The organism is Nocardia sp. NPDC057668 (genome assembly GCF_042799795.1).
Classification (GTDB): Bacteria; Actinomycetota; Actinomycetes; order Mycobacteriales; family Mycobacteriaceae; genus Nocardia.
In genome coordinates this window covers 1,531,141-1,548,732 of sequence record NZ_JBHVIC010000001.1, presented here as the reverse complement: position 1 = coordinate 1,548,732, position 17,592 = coordinate 1,531,141, and the positions used below count along the sequence as shown (strand labels likewise).

The following is a 17,592-nucleotide window of genomic DNA, read 5'->3' as shown; positions in this document are numbered from 1 at the left end:
AAGTAGCGCCTATTCGCTGCGAAGGAGTTGCTCATGCCCACTACCACCGCTCGACGTGTGCTTCCGCAACCGTGCGGCGAACTGTCGTCCGGGGTGATCGACGCGCTCGGGACGACGGTCGGATCGCCGGTGTCGATATCGCTCGCCGGAGCTGATCCGTACGGGCGTGATCTGCACCTGGCGCTGCACACCTGCTACGGGCTGCATTACGACGCGTTCGCAGGTGTGGATCCGGCATGGGAATGGGATCCGGGGCTGCTCGGGGCGCGCGCGGAACTGGAACGGGTATTTCTCGCGGCATTGCGAGCCGATACCGTTGCCGGCACCGATGTCGCGCATGAACTCGACGAACTGCTGGTCGTGCCCGATGAGAATGCGGGTGTGGGCGCTTTCCTGCGGGACGACGGCGAACCTCGGCACGTGCGCGAATACTTCGTACACCGGTCGATCCTGCACCACCAGGAGGCCGATCCGTACGCGTGGCTGATCCCGCGCCTGCGTGGGCGGGCCAAGGCGGCACTGGTGGCGGTCGAATTCGACGAATTCGGCGGCGGTCGCGGTGAACGAATTCACCAGCGGCTATACGCCGATCTGCTCGCGGGCGCAGGCTTGGACCCGGGCTATCTGCGCTACCTGGACGTGGTACCCGCGCCGATGCTCGCGCTGGTCAACATGATGTCGCTGTTCGGCTTGCATCGCGCGCTGCGCGGCGCCGGGGTCGGGCATTTCGCGTCGGTCGAGATCACGTCTTCGCCGGCCTCGCGCCGCATGGTCGACGTGCTCGAACGACTCGAGGCCGACGTCGCGTGCGTCGCCTTCTATCGCGAGCACGTGGAGGCCGACGCGGTGCACGAACAGCTCATGCGCCGTGACGTCATCGGTGATCTGCTGGATCGGGAGCCGGAGCTGAGCGAATCCATCGTCTTCGGAATTCGCGCCACCGAACTGCTCGAAAATCGTTTCGCCGAACACGTATTGGCGTGCTGGCGCGCGGACCGCACGTCGTTGCTCGATTCCCTGGAATTCGAGGGTCGCGAGGAATTGTCGATGGCCGTCGCCAGTGTAGACCGCGAATTCCGGGCTATTCGACATTCGTGATGTTGATGCGAACGCCCGGCGTGTACCGCCCGCAGGCCGACACCGAGCTACTCGCCGGTGCGCTGGCCGGAGCGGGAATCCCACCGCGCAGCCGAGTGCTCGACGTGTGCACCGGCACCGGGGCCTTGGCCATCGCGGCCGCGCGGATTCCCGAGGCCACTATCACGGCCGTCGACATCTCGCGCGGGGCGCTGACCTCGGCATGGCTGAACAGCCGCCTGCGCGGGCTCGACGTGGAACTGGTCCGCGGCGACTTCCGATCCGCGCTGCGCGGACGCCGCTTCGACGTGGTGGTGTCGAATCCGCCCTATCTGCCCTGCGCGGATCAGGAGCCGCCGCGCGGCGCGGCCCGCAGTTGGGACGCCGGCTCGGACGGCCGCTCCGCCATCGACTCGCTGTGCCGCATGATGCCCGACCTGCTTTCCGAGACAGGAACATTCCTGCTGGTCCACTCCGCGCTGTGCGGCGTCGACACGACGCTGACGCGGTTGCGGGATACCGGTCTGAAGGCCGCGACGGTCGCGCGTGCGAGCGTTCCGTTCGGGCCGGTACTACGTAGAAGGGCGGGATGGCTGGTTGATCGCGGTCTCATCCGGCCCGGCCAGAACGTCGAGGAATTGGTGGTCATCCGTGCCGACCGACCCCGAAAGTGACCGCCGTACAGTCACTTACACCGTGGACGGGCCCGCCCTGGTGGAGGGTCCGCTGGAGCTGGTGACCGCTGATGGCCGAGTCATCCACTGCGACCGCGTCGTAGTCGCCCTGTGTCTGTGCCGCCGCTCGGCCATCTACCCGCTCTGCGACACCAGCCACCGCAAGCGCCGCCGCCCCGTCGACTAGCGGGCCACGGGCGGGTCAGGACTGGTCGCGCAGGCGCTGGTTGTCGCCTTCCAGCCGCAGATTGTCCGCGGTGAGATCGGCGTTGGAGTCTTCCAGCTCGAGGATGCGCGCGATGGCGGCGAGGTTCACGCCCTGGTCGGTCAGGTCGGTGATGCGGCGCAGGCGGGCCAGGTCGTCGCCGCTGAAGCGGCGGGTGCCGCCGGCGCTGCGGGCGGGGGTGAGCAGGCCGTGCTGCTCGTACAGGCGCAGGGTCTGCACGCTGATGCCCGCCAGCTCGGCGGCGACGGAGATGCCGTAGACGCCGCGTGCGGCGTCGGGCAGGTGTGGGTCCGGTAGGGGCGCCCCGGGATCGGGCACGGGCAATCCTCCTCGGCGGTCGAGAGAAACTCTCTGCGGTGGTCTTGCGACTTTATCGCACGAATGCTAAAAGAAATCTGTACCTACTGGCACAGATATTCTATGCAATGCGAACCATAAACGACGTCATCAGGACAGGAGGATCATCGATGACGCGCGAGCGGCACCCGCACCTCTCGATCCCGCACATGGACCCCGCGGTGGTGGTCGCGGGCGTGTCTTCACCGGAGGTATCGCGCCTGCGAACCGGGGCGATGACGGGGAGCTTCCGATTCTGGTTCGCCTCCCAGCGCTGGGAATGGTCGCCGGAGCTGTACCGCATGCACGGATACGCACCGGGCGAGGTCGAGCCGACCACCGAACTGCTGCTGGCGCACAAACATCCGGAAGACCGCGAGCTGGTGGCCGCCTCGATCGCGCGCTCCATCGAGCAGGGCCTGCCGTTCTCGAGCAGGCACCGCTTCCTGGACACCACCGGGCAGCAGCACACGGTGATGGTCGTGTCCGACCACATCTTCGGCGATGCCGGGGTCTCGGTGGGCACGAGCGGTTTCTACATCGACCTCAGCGAAACCCTGGCGTCGGCCGAGCGGGTCGCGGTCGACGAACGGCTTCCGGAACTGGTGGAGGCGCGCGCGGTGATCGAACAGGCCAAGGGCGTGCTCATGCGCATGTACCGCATCAGCGCCGAACAGGCGTTCAGCGTGCTGGCCTGGCGCTCCCAGGAGGCCAACGTGAAGCTCCGCGTACTGGCCGAGCAGCTGATTCTCGAACTACCCGTCCTACCGGCGGAGTCCCCGGTCACCGTGGCGGCCTTCGATCACCTGCTGCTCACGCTGCACGAACGCATACCTCGGACGCCCTGACGATCGTTCAGGAAATGCCTTCGGCGGCACGCAGTTTCGCCAGCAGCGGTCCGGCCACCTCGGCGAGGAAGCGGTCCTGCTCCTCGTCGCCCACCTGAACCAGGGCGAGATCGGTGAAACCCGCGTCCGCGAAGGGGCGCACCGCTTGCACGATGGCGTCGAGATCGGGTCCGCATGCGATGGCGCCGGCGATGTCTTCGGGCCGGACGAACTCGGTCGCCGCCGCGAATCCCGCGGGGGTCGGTAGATTCGCGTTCACGTCCCAGCTGCCGGTGGACCAGCGGAACTGTTCGTGGGCCCGGCGTATCGCCCGGTCACGGTCGCTGTCCCAGCTGATGGGGAGCTGACCCGTCACCCGGGACGGTGCGGCGGAATCGCGTGCCGCGCGCCAGGATCGGACGATTTCGGCCTCCGGGCTGGTGCTGACCATCTCGTCGGCCAGGGGCGCGAACCGGCGCACCGATCGCGCACCGGACAGCGCGACGGCGATCGGGACCGGCTGCGGCGGCAGGTCCCAGATCTTGGCAGCGTCGATCCGGTACCACCGCCCGTGCATATCCACTGTCTCGCCCGAATGCAGTGCGCGAATGATGCCGATCGCTTCGGCCAGCCGATCCTGGCGTTCCTCGAGGCCCGGCCAGCCCGTGCCGATCACGTGTTCGTTGAGGCTCTCCCCGCTGCCCAGCCCCAGGGTGAACCTGCCCTCGGCCAGAATCTGCAGGGTCGCGGCCTGCTGGGCGACCACGGCCGGGTGATAACGCATGGTCGGGCAGGTCACGTAGGTCATGAACGGGATCTCACGGGTCGCCTGCGCCACCGCGCCGAGCATGGTCCAGGCGTGCGGGGCGTGGCCCTGCTCGGCCAGCCACGGCGAGTAGTGGTCGCTGCTGACCAGGAAGTCGAAACCGGCCGCTTCGGCGGCGACCGCGTAGCGGACCAGCTCGCGCGGGCCGCTCTGCTCGGTCATCAGGGTGTATCCGAATTTCACCGCTCACTCCAGTTCACTCGGGGAACGCTGTGCCGCGGGGCTGCTCGCCCGGACCCGGTCAGGACACGGCGTACTCGCCGGTCACGCTCTCCACCCGATCCACCAGGGCCAGCTCGGCGAGTTCCGCGGCGGCGGGCGCGGTCAGCGAGACCACCACCGAGCTCGGGTAGAGGCCGTAGACGAGCATGCCGCCCAGCTCGCGGAGGCGGTCGCCGAAGGCGTCGCCCGCGGCGGGGCAGTTCGGGACGAACTGAACGCGATACACACTTTCGTCGGCCATGACGACTCCTTCGAGAATCGGGGAGTGGAACCTGCCGAGGGAGGTTTGCCCGGTTCTCGGTCGAATACACACGCCCGGTCAGGGCGTGGAAATGTGGTGAGCAGCGCGTTCGCGGCCGCGATTCGGGGGCGTTCGCCGGGGTATTGCCGATCGAAAGGGAGAAACCCCGGTCTGGAGGACATAGTGGGCTTGATCGACAACACCGTTTCCGGCATCTTCACGGTGGTGGCCCGCGTGCGGCGCGGGCGGGTGTTCCATCCGACCGGCGTCCCCCTGGCCGGCATGGTGCACGCGGTGGATCCGCAGTTCGTGAAGCTGCTCGGTACGACGGAACGGCCCGCGGCGGTTCGTATCTCCAAGGGCACCGGGCTGCCGGGCGGCCTCCCCGACGTGCTCGGGCTGGCGCTGCGCGTGCTGGACCGGGACGACCGGCCGTGGGATCTGACCCTGGCCACCACCGGAACGAGCGCGGCCACCCGGCTGCTGCCGCTGCCCGTGCGCGGCTGGGAATCCGCTCGGTACGGCAGTCTCATGCCGTACCGCTTCGAGGACGGCCCCGCGCTCTGGCTGGGCGCCCGGCCCGCGGCTCCGCAGCCCGACACCGCCGACCTCTCCGAGTTCAACGCGGGCGTGAGCGACGGCGGCACCGGATTCGAACTGACCGCCACCTCGCGCAGCGGCCCGTCCCGCACGCTGGCGCACCTGGTGGTCAGCGAACTCGAGGTCGGCGCCGCGCCCACCTATTTCGACCCGATCCGCAATCGCCCGGCCGGTGTCGAACTGCTGCCCCGCGCCCTGGCCACGATCCGCGAATGGGCCTACGTCGGAAGCCGTTCGGGCCGTGGGCGTTCCGCCGACGCGGACTACGCCGATTCGCTGTTCGCCCGCGACTGAACATGCCGGGCGGTGGTATGCCCGACCGGCGACCGGCACGGGATCGGTGGGGGATTGATCCCGAGACCGGCGGGTATCCGGAGAATATCCGACCAGCAGCGCTCGTGAGCCACTCGAAGGCGATGACTGCGCGACCCGGGGACCGCACACCGTCGACGCCGACGGCGACTCAGTGACGAGGCGACGTGTTGATCCGGGCCGATGTCACGCCCGATGACCGGGACGCAGACCGGCCACCGCCGAAAACCGCAGGGGCGGTGCGTCACCGGTCGCGGCCTGTGCCGCGGTGGGGTCGATCAGAAAGCCGACGTGGTCACCGAAGTCGTTGGTCTGCACTATCTTTCCGGCGAACCAGCCCGCGGCCGCCGTCAGGATCGGCAGCGTGTGCGGACCCGGCTGCCAGTCGCTGTGCTCGAATTTGTCGATTTCCGTGCCGGTTTCGGCGCCGAACAGCTGTGCCAGCGCCAACCCGTCGGCCGGGAGTAGATGCAGCGCCAGGTGGTCGGCGCGCAGCGCCACGCGGTAGGTGTGGTTGGTCTTGGACAGGCAGGCCAGGAACCGGCGCGGGGTGATGCTCACCTGGGTGCCGAAGCCCATCAGGCAGCCCGCGCGTTCGCCGTCGGCGACCGTGGTGACGATCCACATGGAGTCGTCGGCTCGCGCGATGAGCGAGTCGAACGCGCTGTTCGTGGTGCGGGCGGTAGGTGGCACGCGAATCTCCCAGCTCGAGCGAACACGGATCCCGGACCGGCGCGCTCAGCCTACCCAGCGGGAGTCACGGGTGGGGCGCTCGTTTGCCCGCGTCGTGTGTGGGCGACGCGAATCTCGGTGTCCCAGGCTCTGTTTCGGCCTCGAACTCACGGGTAGGTCCGGAATGTCACTGTCAATCGATCGGGAGGAAGAATCCCATGTCCGAACATGACAAGAGTGGACCCCGCGAAGGTTTCGAAGGCGCCGTCGAAGGTGTGAAGGGCAAGGCCAAGGAAGCCGCCGGCACCGTCTTCGGCAACGAGGGACTGCGCGACGAAGGTCGCAGCCAGCAGGACAAGGCCCAGTCCCAGCGGGACGCGGCCAAGAAGGAGGCCGAGGCCGAGAAGGAGCGCGCTCAGGCCGAACTCGACGAGCAGCGCCAGCGCGCTCATCAGCAGCGCTAGGTTCGCGCGGATCGGGTATCCGTAGACCTGAGACGAGGGTGGTGGGGCAATCGCTCCGCCGCCCTTTCCCGTGCGGTCATCTACTGCTCGAGGGGAACAGTCTGCCGTCGCCGTCGCGGCGGCCGCTGCCGGCGCGATCATGCGGGCCGGTCGCTTCGGGCCGGGTGTCCTTCGAGATTCGCACCGGCGGTGGAACGGGGCCGACCAGCCCCGGATCGGCGTTCTCGGCTTCCTGTCTTCGCTTGCGCGCCGCCCACCACCGGCGGATCTGCGTCGACCGGGTCGCTCGCGCGGGCCAGAACTCCTGCACGCTGGCGTTGAATTCCGCGCCGAGGATGACCGCGAAGCCGAGGAAGAACGTGAAGAGCAGGAACGCGATCGGGGTGGCGAGCGCGCCATAGCTGATCCCGGTTCTGGTGATCCAGGACAGATATCTGCGCAGCCCTTCGCTGGCTGTCATGAAGAACACACCGGCCACCAGCGCTCCGCCGAACAGCCGATGGAACGGCAGCGTGCGATGCAGCGCGAGTTTGTACAGGGCGGCCAGCCCCGCGATGAGCAGCAGGCCCACGCCCGGGTAGTAGAACGAGTCGATGAGCCGCAGACCGGGCTCGCGCCAGCCCGAAGGCAGCACCCGCCCGATGAGCGAGGGCCCCAGCGCCACCAGCGGCAGGATCAATACCGAGGCCACCAGGAACAGCACGTACAGCCACAGCGCGAAGATGCGCTGCCAGACCGGATGCCGGGCGTTGGCCTGCCCGTGCGCGGCCGTGATGGCGTCCACGAAGGTCGCCATGGCCGAGGACCCGGCCCACAGCGACAGCACGAAACCGACCGAAACGACCCCGCTGTGCCCGCGTTTGAGCACATCGGTGACGGTCGGGGCGATGAGATCGTCGACCACGCTCGGACTGAACAGGTTGCGGCTGAACGTGATGATCTTCGATTCCACGATGCCGACGGTGTTCGGCCCGAACCAGTGCCCCACGTAGCCGAGGCTGCCGAGCAGGCCCAGCAGCAGCGGCGCCAGCGACAGCGTCTGCCAGAACGCCGCGGCCGCCGACTTCGCGAAGATCGAGTCGTTCCACGCCTTCACCGCGACGTGCGCGATGAGCTGTCGAACACGACCCCACCGGGTGGCCGCGCGCACGCTCGTCCCGTCCGGCGCGGGGGCGTCGGCGTGTTGCGTGGGATTCTCGTGCTCGTTCATGGTTGCTACAGCATCTCCCACCAGGGTTTCGAATGTGCGCGGACCCATGATGTGTCGTGCGGCACTACTCGGTGCTGTGTCGGATTGGTGGAGTGTCGGTTCCGATCGCTACTCTCTACCGAGTGACTTCGGGTGGTGGCGGTTCGTTACGTGCATGGCAGCGCAGGGCTCTCACCAAGTATTTGACGAGCAAGCCACGCGATTTCCTCGCCGTCGCCACACCCGGCGCCGGCAAGACGACTTTCGCGCTGCGCGTGGCGTCCGAGCTGCTCACCGATCGCACGGTCGATCAGGTGACGGTGATCGCGCCGACCGAGCACCTCAAACACCAGTGGGCGGCCTCGGCACAGCGCATCGGGCTGCAGCTGGACTCCAACTTCTCCAACACCACCGGATCCACCTCGGCGGACTATCACGGTGTGGTCGTCACCTACGCGCAGGTGGCCTCGCACCCGTTCAAGCACCGCGTGCGCACCGAGAACCGCCGCACGCTGGTCATCATGGACGAGGTGCACCACGCCGGCGATGCCAAGAGCTGGGGTGACGCGGTCGAGGAGGCGTTCGGCGACGCCACCCGGCGGCTCTCGCTCACCGGCACGCCGTTCCGCAGCGACGACTCCAAGATTCCGTTCATCACCTACGAGGCCGACGAGTCCGGTTTCGAGAAGTCGCGCGCGGATCACACCTACGGGTATTCCGAGGCGCTGGCCGACGGCGTGGTGCGGCCCGTGGTGTTCCTCGCCTACTCCGGCGAAGCGCACTGGCGGGACAGCGCGGGCGACGAGTATTCCGCCCGCCTGGGCGAGCCACTGAGCCCCGAGCACACCGCGCGGGCGTGGCGCACCGCGCTGGACCCGGCGGGTGACTGGATGTCCAAGGTGCTGCAGGCCGCCGACACCCGGCTGCGCCAGCTGCGCGCCACCGGCATGCCCGACGCGGGCGGCCTGGTCATCGCCACCGACCAGGACAAGGCGCGCGATTACGCCGAACTGCTCGAACACATCTCGGGCACCAAGCCGACCGTGGTGCTCTCGGACGATCCCGGTTCCTCGGATCGGATCGGCGAATTCAGCAACAGCACCGACCCGTGGATGGTCGCGGTGCGCATGGTGTCCGAGGGCGTGGACGTGCCGCGCCTGGCGGTCGGCGTGTACGCCACCAGCGCGTCGACGCCGCTGTATTTCGCACAGGCCATCGGCCGGTTCGTGCGCGCACGCAGAACGGGGGAGACCGCGAGCGTCTTCCTGCCCTCGGTGCCGGTGCTGCTCGACCTCGCCGCGCAGCTCGAGGTGCAGCGCGACCACGTCATCGGCAAGCCGCATCGCGAGGCCAGTTCGCTCGAGGACGAGCTCCTCATCGACGCCAACAAGCAGAAGGACGAGCCCGGCGAGGAGGAGAAGAAGTTCGTCGCGCTGGCCGCGGACGCCGAGCTCGATCAGGTCATCTACGACGGCGACTCGTTCGGCACCGCCACCTTCTCCGGCAGTGACGAGGAAGCCGACTACCTCGGGATTCCCGGGCTGCTGGACGCCGACCAGATGCGCACCCTGCTGCAGGACCGGCAGACCCGCCAGCTCCAGGAGCGCAGTGCGGCAGCCGAATCCGGTCGGCCGGGCGGTGCGGGCGGGGTCGCCGCGGCCGAGCGGGCCGCCACCGCCGACAAACTCGGTGAGCTGCGGCGCGAGCTGAACAGCCTGGTGGCCATGCATCATCACCGGACCGGCAAGCCGCACGGCGTGATCCACGGCGATCTGCGCCGCGAGTGCGGCGGCCCGCCGACCGCGCTGGCGACCGCCGACCAGTTGGTCGAGCGGATTGCCGCACTGAGACGTCAGTAGCCGCGACACGGTTCGCGGCAGGCGCATACCGGTCCGCCAGCCGCGGGCCCGCCGGGCACTCGGCCGGCCGGATCCTCGTGCGTGACGCCGTGCCCCGACCCGGCCGGACGCCCGGTACAGAGCCCGGTTCCGCGCTGCCGCCCGAACTCGTCGGCTCGGTGCGGGCTCAGCCCACGGCGATCTCGATGTCCACGTGCAGCGCCTCGCCGGCGGCCAGATCCTCGGCGACGCGGACCGGCTTCTTCACCGGCAGGATGTACGTGGCGCGCTTCTTGTCCGGGAACATGGACGTGGTCCAGGTGGTCGCCCCGATGGTCGCGTGCACCTTCACCGACCCGAACCCGTTGGCGTTGTGCCCGTGCAGCGCCTCGATCTCATCGGCGAGCTCCTCCGGGACGCTCACGAAATGCCACGAGGCCTTGCCCTCCCACTCCCATAGCTCCCCGTCGAAGCTGTACCGCGCATTGGCCATCCCCCGACCGTAGCGAGGGGTACCGACACCTTTCGCCGTACGGGTCGGAGCCACGGACGAGACACCCGTGCGGGGGTGAGCGTTCGTGCTCGTTGCTCGGGCGATCTCGTTCAGCGCGTGAAGTATTCGCGCGGGGTGCAGCCGACCTCGCGGCGGAACGCGGCCGCGTAGGCGCTCGGGGTGGCGTAGCCGACGCGGGTCGCGATCCGCGCGAGCGGGAGGTCGGCGGCCAGGAGGGGGAGCGAGGCGGCCAGGCGGATCCGGGTTCGCCAGTGGCCGAAGGTGACTCCGGTGTCGGTGCGGAACGCGCGGGCCAGGGTGCGCGGGGCGACCGCGACGGTGGCGGCCAGTTCGGTCAGCGTGCGAGGATCGGCGGGATCGGCGATCAGGGCGTCCGCGACCGCCCGGGCGCGGGGATCCTCGGGCAGTTGCGCACCCAGCGGGCTCACCTCGACCGGTTCGAGCAGGTCGAAGATGACGGTTTCGGCGCGTTCGCGTTCGGCGGCGGTGGCCGTACCCGAGGTGAGATGGTCGAACAGCTCGCGCAGCAGCCGCGTGACCCGCAGCATCGTGGGCCGGGTGAAGCGCACGGGGGTGCGGTCCGGCTCGAGGTAGATCCCGCGAATCATCGCGCCCGCGTAGGTGCCGGTGCGGTGGGCGATGCCGCCCGGAATCCACAGCGCCCGCGTCGGCGGCAGCACCCAGCGCCCGGCACCCACCTCGACGGTGATGACTCCCCGTGCGGCCCAGGCGATCTGATGCTGCGGATGCTCGTGCTCGTCGAACCAGTGGCCGGGCGGCAGCCGTCCCGCCCCGAAAACCATGGCGGTGGGTCCCCCCGGTGCGGCGACGACCGGCGCTTGACCGTTTGGCGACACAGTCTGTCACCGTAGCCGCTCGTGCCTCCGGCGTCGCGTGCCTACCGTCGAGCCATGGGCATGAACTACTTCCATCAACTGGGCTGCCGCTCCACCCTCTGGGAGCGCGCCAGCACCACCAAACTGGTCCCGTGGGCGCTGTCCGGCCTGGACCTCGGCGACCGGACCCTCGAGATCGGCCCCGGCTACGGCGCCAACATCGCGGCCCTGCGCACCCGCACCGCGGCCCTGTCCGGCCTGGAGATCGACGCCGCCCTGGCCGCCCGCCTGCGCGCACGCCACCCGGGCCGCCTGGCGGTGATCGACGGCGACGGCACCGCGATGCCCCTGCCGGACAACGACTTCAGCGCCGTGGTGGCGTTCACGATGTTCCACCACGTCCCCACCCCCGCCCGCCAGGACGACCTCTTCGCCGAGGCGTTCCGGGTCCTGCGCCCCGGCGGCGTGTTCGCCGGCATAGACGGCCGCGACACCCTCCCCTTCCGCCTGATGCACGTCGGCGACGTCTGCGTCCCCGTCCCGCCGACCACCCTCCCCGCCCGCCTGAAGTCCGCGGGCTTCACCGACGTCGAGGTCCGCTCCAACCCGACGATGTTCCGCTTCCGCGCCCGCCGCGCCTGACCGCCGAGCCCCCGCCGACTACGAAGTCCGCTCCGCGTCACCGAACTCCCCCGACCGTACCTCGATTCCAGCGAGCGAGTCCGCTCGCCGCCAACGACAGCCGGCCCTCATCGATTCCGAAGTCCGTTCCGATCCAGAAAACTTCGGCGACCGTCGCCCCCGATTCCGGCGATCGAGTTCCGGTTGCGGGCGCGAGGTTCGCTCCATCCCACCGAGGTCCGCCGCCGGCCTCCGCCCCTGTTCGTGAGGCAGGCTCCGCAGCGGTCCGATTTCGCCTCCGAGGTCCCGAAGTCCACTCGATCCAATGATGTTCCGGGTCTGGACCCGCTGTCGGTGACGGCCGGTTCGGGTTTCGTGGCGAACGGGTTCGGCCCCGGAGATGCCGAGGTCCACTCGGACCCAACGGTTCCGGTTGCGGGCGCGCTGCCCATGCCTTGAATCGCTCGCCGTGTCCGCGAGACCGGCATCCGTATCAGGCGGTGCCGCCGGTCATCACGGACGGCACGGAGTTCGGACCTCAGCGGCATACCGAAGCCTGGTCGGTGTCGGCGCCTGGGGCGAGCTGCGCGCGGGCGGGCAATCGGCCGTTTCCGATTGCGTGCCGGACTCGGTCAGCTACCCGAACCGAATGCCGGGGAACTACTTCTCGCAGGCTATGCCGTCACCATCGCGGTCCAGGCTGGTGCTGTAGCCCGGGTCGCCGCGGCGCAGGGGCGCCGCGCCTGCGGCTTTGACCGCGGCGCAGTTCTTGTAACTCACCGACGGTGCGGCGGGGGCCGGTGCGGCGGCGGGCTGGGTTTGCGGGACTACCGGGGGCGCGACCACGGGCACCGTCGTTGTGACCAATACCGTTGTGGTGGTCGGGGTTACGACGTCGGACGTCGTGGTGGGAGCGACCGTGGTGGTGGGTAGTCGCATCTCGGCGGGGGCGGCGGTCGTGGTGGTGGGTGCGGCGCTCTTCCGCTCCGGCGATCCGCTGCCGCAGGCGGTGAGAACGGTGAGCACGCCGACGGCCGTGGCAGCCATCAGCGCGCGATGTCGCAGTGTCATGTGATTCCCCGGGTGAAAGTGATGGACCGGATCACGGCGGTGCGGATTCCACCCCCGTCCGCCGCGATCGCGGGCCCACTCTGTCACGAAAAGAACTCCGCGAGTGCGGCTTTCACCAAAACCTGGGATAGGGGGCCTGACTACGTAGATACCGACTCGAAGAATGTTTTCGGGTCGAGGGTGTTGATCGGGGTCCAGCGCGCGGGCGGCAGGTTCTCGTCGGCCGCCGCCCCGGGCGCGGCGTTGCGGTAGCCCTGGAGATCGAGGGCCAGCCACGGGGTCTCGTCCACCTGCCGGGCCAGCGCGTAGCAGGTGGCGAAGAAGTGCAGGCAGCGGTCGTTGCGGGCCCGGCACGAGCAGTCGATGCGGGCCAACCGGGGCGTCAGGGCGATGCCGAGGGCGGCCACGGCGGCGCGGTGCTCGTCGGTCAGGGTCAGGGCCGTTGCCGGGACCACCTGCTCCAGCGCCCGGATCGTGGGGCCGTCCAGCGGCGTCACCTCCAGGTAGGTCACCGAGGCTTCGGAGCCGCGGTGGATGTTCGCCTGAACGTGGTTGCCCTCGACGAGGATCCGCACGCCGTTGTTGCGGGCGATGCTGCGCGCACGGGGGAGCAGGGGTTCGGGTTTGGTCTGTTTCAGCGGCTCCGCCAGGCGCACCCAGTCCATGCCCCAGCCGGTGTAGCCGAACTCGTTGTCGGGCATGTCAGTTGGCTCGCTTTCGGCGCAGGATCTCGAACAGCCGGTCGTCGTCGAGGCGGGCCAGGGCCGCGATCCCCGAGGTGTCCGACAGGTCGGTGAGGGCGGATTTGCGGTCGTGCATGCCCGCGATGTGCTCCTCGATGGTGGTCCCCGAAGTCAGGGTGGTGACGGTGACGGTGCGGGTCTGGCCGATGCGGTGCGCGCGATCGGACGCCTGCGCCTCGACCGCGGGATTCCACCAGCGGTCGAAATGGACGACGTCGGCGGCGCGGGTGAGGGTGAGCCCGGTGCCCGCCGCGCGCAGGCTCAGGACCAGAATCGGTGGCCCGTCCGGGGATTGGAACCCCGTGACGATCTCGGTGCGCTCGGCCTGATTCAGCCCGCCGTGGAAGAACGGCGCGGTGACGCCGAACTCCTCCGCGCAGTACCGCACCAGCAGCTCACCGGTCCTGCGGTACTGGGTGAACACCAGCGTCGGCGCGCCGGCCTCCACGTTGTTGGCCAGGATGTCGGCGCACACGTCGAATTTCCCGGAGCGCCCGGCCAATTCGCCCAGCTCGCCGGTGATCAGCCCCGGATGATTGCAGACCTGCTTGAGCTCGGTGAGCACCGCGAGCAGTCGGGTGTGGCGCTGCCCGCCGGAACCGAACCCCTCCGATTCCGCCCGCTCGAGCAGGCTGTCGTACAGCCGCTCCTGTTCGGCGGTCAGATCGCACACCACGTCGCAGTGGATCTTGGGCGGCAGCGAGGCCGCCACCTCGGTCTTGCGGCGCGCCAGCGCGATCGGTTCGATCGCGTCGCGCAACCGCAGCACCGCCGGGGCCGACCCCTCGCTGATCGGCCGCACGAACCGCCGCCGGAACTGCGCCCGGTGCGTGAACTCCTGTGGCGCGACCAGATTCAGCAGTGCCCACAACTCCTCGAGGTGGTTCTCCACCGGCGTCCCGGTCAGCGCGACCCGGGCGTCGGCACGCAGCGTCCGCGCCGCCTTCGACACCTGCGTGCGCGGATTCTTGAGCACCTGGGCCTCGTCGAACACGACCGCGGCCCACTGCTTCTCGGCCAGCGCCGGCCCGTGCCCGCGCAGCGTCGGATACCCGGTGACGACCACCGTGCCCGCTTCGGCGGCGGGCTGCGCACCCCCGCGCCACCCCACCGCGCGCAGTCCCGGCGCGAACCGTTCGATCTCGGCCACCCAGTTCCCGACCAGCGAGGTCGGGCACGCCACCAGGCTCGCCCCCGCGCTCGCCCGCCCGAGCAGATACCCGATGGCCTGCACGGTCTTGCCCAGCCCCATCTCGTCGGCGAGCACCGCGCCGCCGTGCACCGCGGTGGTCTCGTGCAGCCACGCGATGCCGCGGGCCTGATAGGGCCGCAGCTCGGCCTTCAGGCTCGTGCGCAGCTCGCCGGTGAGCGCGACCGTGTCCCGGAGCGTCCGCACGGCTCGCTCGGCCGACACGATGGCCGTCCCGGTGGCGTTGGGTACCGCGTGCGCGGCGACCGGCAGCGCGTCCGACTCCCCGTCCAGTACGGCCCGCCACCCGCGCGTCAGGGCGGGTGCGCCGGCCAGGAACTCCTCGGGCTCGATCAGCGCGCAGGGCACCCCGGTCACCGCGATTTCGTCCCCGTCGGGCACGGCCAGTGCGATGGTCTCGGTCTCACCCTGCGCGGCGGGCGCCGGACCCGGCCCGGCCCCGTCCCAGGTCCACAGAGCGAACATGTGCCGGTCGATCAGATAGGTGGCGTGCGCGGTGGACAGAACGCTCTCCTTCGGAATGGATCCCGCCCGCAGACACGACGAATCCGTTGTGCGCAAGTCCGGCCGGGAAAACTGAACAACGGGCGGCCCATTGGGTCGCCCGTTGCCGGTAATTCTGTTGGGAAGATTCAATTTTCGAGCGGACCCCCCGAGGGCCGGAACACTGCCCCGAGGTGGAGGAGCTGATTAGAGCGCCGGTGCCGACTCCGTGTCGATCACGGCCGCGAGCTCACGGAGACGATCCATGTGCTCGTTGGCGTGATGCTGGCAGAAGAGCAACTCGCCACCAGCGGGAAGGGTTGCGCGCACGCGCGCAGCCGCCCCGCAGCGGTCACAACGGTCGACCGCGGTCAGTGGGGTGCTTGTCAGGGTTCCTGGCATGACTCCTCCGTCCTGGCTCCCGGGGCTCGCGCACCGTTCGCCTGGTGTGGGGCCCACAGTCCACTCTGTGGGCTCGCTACCGCTACTTCCCAGCAGTGGTTGATGACTACTCTGTCAGACGTTCGAGCGGAGGTCTTTGTTCCCGTGGAGTTTCCCGTGTGTTTTGCCTAACACGACCTGGGGTTTCGCTTAAAGCGAACAGGCCCAGGCTGGAGGCGGACCGGCCGCTGCCGGTACTCCCCGGGGCCCTGGGGGACCCCCTTGCGAGCCGCTTATCGAGTTGTCTACCGGGAGACTACCCGCGAGCACCGACACCCACACTCCTATTCGATAACCCTCGGGACACAGGTAGCAAGCTCACAGCCAAGAGGGGTCGAGTGCGAGGGTCGTGCGGTCCCCGGAGTCCAGGAGATCGAACTGCGGACCGGTGCGCGGCAATTCCCAGTGGAAGAAGTACCGGGCGGCCGCGCGCTTGCCGAGTCCGAAGGCTTCCCCGTGCTCGGCGCGCGGGGTCGCGGCCAGCGCCTGTTCGAGCCAGATCCAGGCCAGCACGATGTGCCCGAACGCCTCGAGGTAGGCCGCGGAATTGGCCAGCGCCGACACCGGATCCCCGTCCCGCCACAGACCCGCCGTCGTGGCGGCGAGCCGTCCGGCCGCGGCCTCGAGTGCGGTGGCGAACTCGCCCAGCTCCGTGTCGCCGGCGGCACGGGCGGCGGCGACCGTGGACGCGAACACCTCGAGCAGGGTGACCAGGGCGACACCGTTGTCCAGGGTCACCTGCCTGCCCAGCAGGTCCATGCTCTGGATGCCGTGCGTGCCCTCGTGGATGGGGTTGAGCCGGTTGTCGCGGTAGTGCTGTTCCACGTCGTAGTCGCGGGTGTAGCCCGCGCCGCCGTGGACCTGGATGGCGAGGTCGTTGGCGGCCAGGCACCACTGGCTCGGCCAGCTCTTGGCGATGGGGGTGAGCACGCGCAGCAGGGTGCTCGCGCGGGTGCGCTCGGCCTCGTCGCGCGCGGTGCGCTCCAGATCGACCAGCCGGCCGCAGTAGAGCTGCAGTGCGAGTGCGCCTTCGGCATAGGACTTCTGGGCCAGCAGCATGCGGCGGACGTCGGGGTGGTCCACGATCGGGGTCTGCGGGCCGCCGCGCACGCCCAGCGCCCGGCCCTGCGGCCGCCCGCGGGCGTAGTCGAGGGATTTGAGGTAGCCGGTGTAGCCGAGCGCGGTGGCGGCCAGCCCGACGCCGATGCGGGCCTCGTTCATCATGGTGAACATCTGCGCCAGACCGTGATTGGGCGCGCCGACCAGATAGCCCACCGCCCCCGCCTGCCCGCCCGGGGTGAAGTTGCCGTCACCGAAGACGGGCGCGGTGTTGACCGTGCCGCGCCAGCCCATCTTGTGATTGATGCCGGCCAGCACCACGTCGTTGCGCTCGCCCGTCGCGCCCGGAGTGTCGGGATCGCCGGGCAGGAACTTGGGCACGATGAACAGCGAGATCCCGCGGGTGCCCTCGGGCGCGCCGGGAACGCGGGCCAGCACCAGGTGCGCGATGTTCTCCGAAAGGTCGTGGTCGCCACCGGAGATCCACATCTTGCGGCCGAAGATCCGGTAGGTGCCGTCGTCCTGGGGGACCGCGCGGGTGGTGATGTCGGCCAGGCTCGAGCCCGCCTGCGGCTCGGACAGCGCCATGGTGCCCATGGTGCGCCCCTCCAGCATGGGGCGTACGAAGCGGTCGATCTGCTCCGGGCTGCCGTGCACCGCAAGCAGATTGGCGTTGCCGGTGGTCAGCAGGGCGTAGGCGGTGGTGCCGACGTTGGCGGCGTGGAACCACGACATGCACGCGGTGTAGACCACGTGCGGCAGCTGCATGCCGCCGATCTCGTGATCCATTGCCGCACCGACCATTCCGGCGTCGGCGAAGGCGCGCACCGCCTTGCCCACGGCGGGGATGATGCGCACCCGCTCCCCGTCGAACTCGGGCTCGTGCAGATCGTTCTCGCGATTGTGCGGCGCGAAGTAGGTGGTGGCGAGGTCCTGGCACAGGCGCAGCACCTGATCGAAGGTGTCGCGGGAGTGGTCGGTGAAACGCTCGCGATCGGTCAGGGACTCCACGTCGAGCCAGTCGTAGAGCAGGAACTCGATATCGCGGGCGGACATGATCAGGGACGGGCTCATGGTTCCTCGCAGATCGGGCAGGTCGGGTACGTCGTA

20 protein-coding genes are annotated in these 17,592 nt (G+C 69.5%); 8 read left to right on the top strand and 12 right to left on the bottom strand.

The window, feature by feature from the left end:
* Nucleotides 1–33: 33 nt before the first annotated feature.
* Genes ACFVBH_RS07110 through ACFVBH_RS07100 form a run of 3 tightly spaced genes read left to right on the top strand, consistent with a single transcriptional unit; the run spans nt 34 to nt 1,938 of the window.
* The gene (locus ACFVBH_RS07110) at nt 34–1,098 is read left to right on the top strand and encodes an iron-containing redox enzyme family protein (protein ID WP_379000532.1); all 1,065 of its coding nucleotides are present in this window, start codon (nt 34–36) and stop codon (nt 1,096–1,098) included.
* A complete protein-coding gene (locus ACFVBH_RS07105; RefSeq protein ID WP_379001627.1) occupies nt 1,098–1,751 on the top strand; it encodes a HemK2/MTQ2 family protein methyltransferase in 654 nt (217 codons plus the stop codon). The genes ACFVBH_RS07110 and ACFVBH_RS07105 overlap by 1 nt, the downstream gene beginning before the upstream one ends.
* Nucleotides 1,729–1,938, top strand: a complete 210-nt coding sequence (locus ACFVBH_RS07100) for a CDGSH iron-sulfur domain-containing protein (RefSeq protein ID WP_379000530.1) — start codon at nt 1,729–1,731, stop codon at nt 1,936–1,938. The genes ACFVBH_RS07105 and ACFVBH_RS07100 overlap by 23 nt, the downstream gene beginning before the upstream one ends.
* A gap of 15 nt (nt 1,939–1,953) precedes the next feature.
* Here the strand turns inward: ACFVBH_RS07100 and ACFVBH_RS07095 are convergent, their stop codons facing one another.
* The gene (locus tag ACFVBH_RS07095) at nt 1,954–2,295 is read right to left on the bottom strand and encodes a MerR family transcriptional regulator (protein ID WP_379000528.1); all 342 of its coding nucleotides are present in this window, start codon (nt 2,293–2,295) and stop codon (nt 1,954–1,956) included.
* 149 nt (nt 2,296–2,444) lie between these two features.
* On the opposite strand from ACFVBH_RS07095, the gene ACFVBH_RS07090 reads away from it, so the two are divergent.
* Nucleotides 2,445–3,161 carry a PAS and ANTAR domain-containing protein gene (locus tag ACFVBH_RS07090; RefSeq protein WP_379000526.1) on the top strand — a complete coding sequence of 239 codons (717 nt, stop codon included), beginning with the start codon at nt 2,445–2,447 and terminating at the stop codon, nt 3,159–3,161.
* 7 nt (nt 3,162–3,168) lie between these two features.
* Here the strand turns inward: ACFVBH_RS07090 and ACFVBH_RS07085 are convergent, their stop codons facing one another.
* Nucleotides 3,169–4,128, bottom strand: a complete 960-nt coding sequence (locus ACFVBH_RS07085; RefSeq protein ID WP_379000523.1) for a TIGR03557 family F420-dependent LLM class oxidoreductase — start codon at nt 4,126–4,128, stop codon at nt 3,169–3,171.
* Nucleotides 4,129–4,207: 79 nt separating this feature from the next.
* Complete coding sequence (locus tag ACFVBH_RS07080; RefSeq protein ID WP_354987058.1) at nt 4,208–4,429, bottom strand: hypothetical protein; 222 nt, start codon at nt 4,427–4,429, stop codon at nt 4,208–4,210.
* A 189-nt stretch (nt 4,430–4,618) separates the two neighbouring features.
* Between ACFVBH_RS07080 and ACFVBH_RS07075 the strand changes: the two genes are divergently transcribed.
* Nucleotides 4,619–5,323, top strand: a complete 705-nt coding sequence (locus ACFVBH_RS07075) for a phosphodiesterase (RefSeq protein WP_379000520.1) — start codon at nt 4,619–4,621, stop codon at nt 5,321–5,323.
* 204 nt (nt 5,324–5,527) lie between these two features.
* On the opposite strand, the gene ACFVBH_RS07070 is transcribed toward ACFVBH_RS07075, so the two are convergent.
* Complete coding sequence (locus tag ACFVBH_RS07070) at nt 5,528–6,034, bottom strand: flavin reductase family protein (protein WP_379000517.1); 507 nt, start codon at nt 6,032–6,034, stop codon at nt 5,528–5,530.
* A gap of 197 nt (nt 6,035–6,231) precedes the next feature.
* Here ACFVBH_RS07070 and ACFVBH_RS07065 point away from each other — a divergent pair, with 197 nt between their 5' ends.
* Nucleotides 6,232–6,477, top strand: a complete 246-nt coding sequence (locus ACFVBH_RS07065) for a CsbD family protein (RefSeq protein ID WP_354987061.1) — start codon at nt 6,232–6,234, stop codon at nt 6,475–6,477.
* 76 nt (nt 6,478–6,553) lie between these two features.
* Here the strand turns inward: ACFVBH_RS07065 and ACFVBH_RS07060 are convergent, their stop codons facing one another.
* Complete coding sequence (locus ACFVBH_RS07060; RefSeq protein WP_379000515.1) at nt 6,554–7,687, bottom strand: YihY/virulence factor BrkB family protein; 1,134 nt, start codon at nt 7,685–7,687, stop codon at nt 6,554–6,556.
* Nucleotides 7,688–7,809: 122 nt separating this feature from the next.
* On the opposite strand from ACFVBH_RS07060, the gene ACFVBH_RS07055 reads away from it, so the two are divergent.
* Nucleotides 7,810–9,525 (top strand): DEAD/DEAH box helicase, encoded by a 1,716-nt coding sequence (locus tag ACFVBH_RS07055; protein WP_379000513.1) that lies wholly within the window; start codon nt 7,810–7,812, stop codon nt 9,523–9,525.
* A gap of 166 nt (nt 9,526–9,691) precedes the next feature.
* Here the strand turns inward: ACFVBH_RS07055 and ACFVBH_RS07050 are convergent, their stop codons facing one another.
* Both ACFVBH_RS07050 and ACFVBH_RS07045 read right to left on the bottom strand, forming a co-directional pair.
* Complete coding sequence (locus ACFVBH_RS07050) at nt 9,692–9,997, bottom strand: DUF1905 domain-containing protein (protein ID WP_354987064.1); 306 nt, start codon at nt 9,995–9,997, stop codon at nt 9,692–9,694.
* A gap of 110 nt (nt 9,998–10,107) precedes the next feature.
* Complete coding sequence (locus ACFVBH_RS07045; RefSeq protein ID WP_354987065.1) at nt 10,108–10,875, bottom strand: helix-turn-helix transcriptional regulator; 768 nt, start codon at nt 10,873–10,875, stop codon at nt 10,108–10,110.
* Between the two features lie 54 nt (nt 10,876–10,929).
* Between ACFVBH_RS07045 and ACFVBH_RS07040 the strand changes: the two genes are divergently transcribed.
* Complete coding sequence (locus ACFVBH_RS07040; RefSeq protein WP_379000509.1) at nt 10,930–11,496, top strand: class I SAM-dependent methyltransferase; 567 nt, start codon at nt 10,930–10,932, stop codon at nt 11,494–11,496.
* A gap of 639 nt (nt 11,497–12,135) precedes the next feature.
* Here ACFVBH_RS07040 and ACFVBH_RS07035 read toward each other — a convergent pair.
* From ACFVBH_RS07035 to ACFVBH_RS07015, 5 genes are all read right to left on the bottom strand, one after another.
* Nucleotides 12,136–12,546, bottom strand: coding sequence for an excalibur calcium-binding domain-containing protein (locus ACFVBH_RS07035; RefSeq protein ID WP_379000507.1), 411 nt, complete (start codon nt 12,544–12,546; stop codon nt 12,136–12,138).
* Between the two features lie 140 nt (nt 12,547–12,686).
* A complete protein-coding gene (locus ACFVBH_RS07030; protein WP_379000505.1) occupies nt 12,687–13,247 on the bottom strand; it encodes a hypothetical protein in 561 nt (186 codons plus the stop codon).
* A gap of 1 nt (nt 13,248) precedes the next feature.
* Nucleotides 13,249–14,964, bottom strand: a complete 1,716-nt coding sequence (locus ACFVBH_RS07025) for a DEAD/DEAH box helicase (RefSeq protein ID WP_379001625.1) — start codon at nt 14,962–14,964, stop codon at nt 13,249–13,251.
* A gap of 225 nt (nt 14,965–15,189) precedes the next feature.
* A complete protein-coding gene (locus ACFVBH_RS07020) occupies nt 15,190–15,384 on the bottom strand; it encodes a hypothetical protein (protein ID WP_354987069.1) in 195 nt (64 codons plus the stop codon).
* A 357-nt stretch (nt 15,385–15,741) separates the two neighbouring features.
* Nucleotides 15,742–17,556, bottom strand: coding sequence for an acyl-CoA dehydrogenase (locus ACFVBH_RS07015; RefSeq protein ID WP_379000503.1), 1,815 nt, complete (start codon nt 17,554–17,556; stop codon nt 15,742–15,744).
* Nucleotides 17,557–17,592: the final 36 nt, after the last annotated feature.

What these genes read in the sequence shown, in the direction of transcription:
- ACFVBH_RS07090 (WP_379000526.1), top strand. Translation starts at nt 2,445, where the DNA reads ATGACGCGCGAGCGGCACCCGCACCTCTCGATCCCGCACATGGACCCC.
- ACFVBH_RS07025 (WP_379001625.1), bottom strand. Translation starts at nt 14,964, where the DNA reads ATGTTCGCTCTGTGGACCTGGGACGGGGCCGGGCCGGGTCCGGCGCCC.
- ACFVBH_RS07065 (WP_354987061.1), top strand. Translation starts at nt 6,232, where the DNA reads ATGTCCGAACATGACAAGAGTGGACCCCGCGAAGGTTTCGAAGGCGCC.
- ACFVBH_RS07060 (WP_379000515.1), bottom strand. Translation starts at nt 7,687, where the DNA reads ATGAACGAGCACGAGAATCCCACGCAACACGCCGACGCCCCCGCGCCG.
- ACFVBH_RS07080 (WP_354987058.1), bottom strand. Translation starts at nt 4,429, where the DNA reads ATGGCCGACGAAAGTGTGTATCGCGTTCAGTTCGTCCCGAACTGCCCC.
- ACFVBH_RS07020 (WP_354987069.1), bottom strand. Translation starts at nt 15,384, where the DNA reads ATGCCAGGAACCCTGACAAGCACCCCACTGACCGCGGTCGACCGTTGT.
- ACFVBH_RS07030 (WP_379000505.1), bottom strand. Translation starts at nt 13,247, where the DNA reads ATGCCCGACAACGAGTTCGGCTACACCGGCTGGGGCATGGACTGGGTG.
- ACFVBH_RS07015 (WP_379000503.1), bottom strand. Translation starts at nt 17,556, where the DNA reads ATGAGCCCGTCCCTGATCATGTCCGCCCGCGATATCGAGTTCCTGCTC.
- ACFVBH_RS07085 (WP_379000523.1), bottom strand. Translation starts at nt 4,128, where the DNA reads ATGACCGAGCAGAGCGGCCCGCGCGAGCTGGTCCGCTACGCGGTCGCC.
- ACFVBH_RS07050 (WP_354987064.1), bottom strand. Translation starts at nt 9,997, where the DNA reads ATGGCCAATGCGCGGTACAGCTTCGACGGGGAGCTATGGGAGTGGGAG.
- ACFVBH_RS07110 (WP_379000532.1), top strand. Translation starts at nt 34, where the DNA reads ATGCCCACTACCACCGCTCGACGTGTGCTTCCGCAACCGTGCGGCGAA.
- ACFVBH_RS07035 (WP_379000507.1), bottom strand. Translation starts at nt 12,546, where the DNA reads ATGACACTGCGACATCGCGCGCTGATGGCTGCCACGGCCGTCGGCGTG.
- ACFVBH_RS07040 (WP_379000509.1), top strand. Translation starts at nt 10,930, where the DNA reads ATGGGCATGAACTACTTCCATCAACTGGGCTGCCGCTCCACCCTCTGG.
- ACFVBH_RS07105 (WP_379001627.1), top strand. Translation starts at nt 1,098, where the DNA reads ATGTTGATGCGAACGCCCGGCGTGTACCGCCCGCAGGCCGACACCGAG.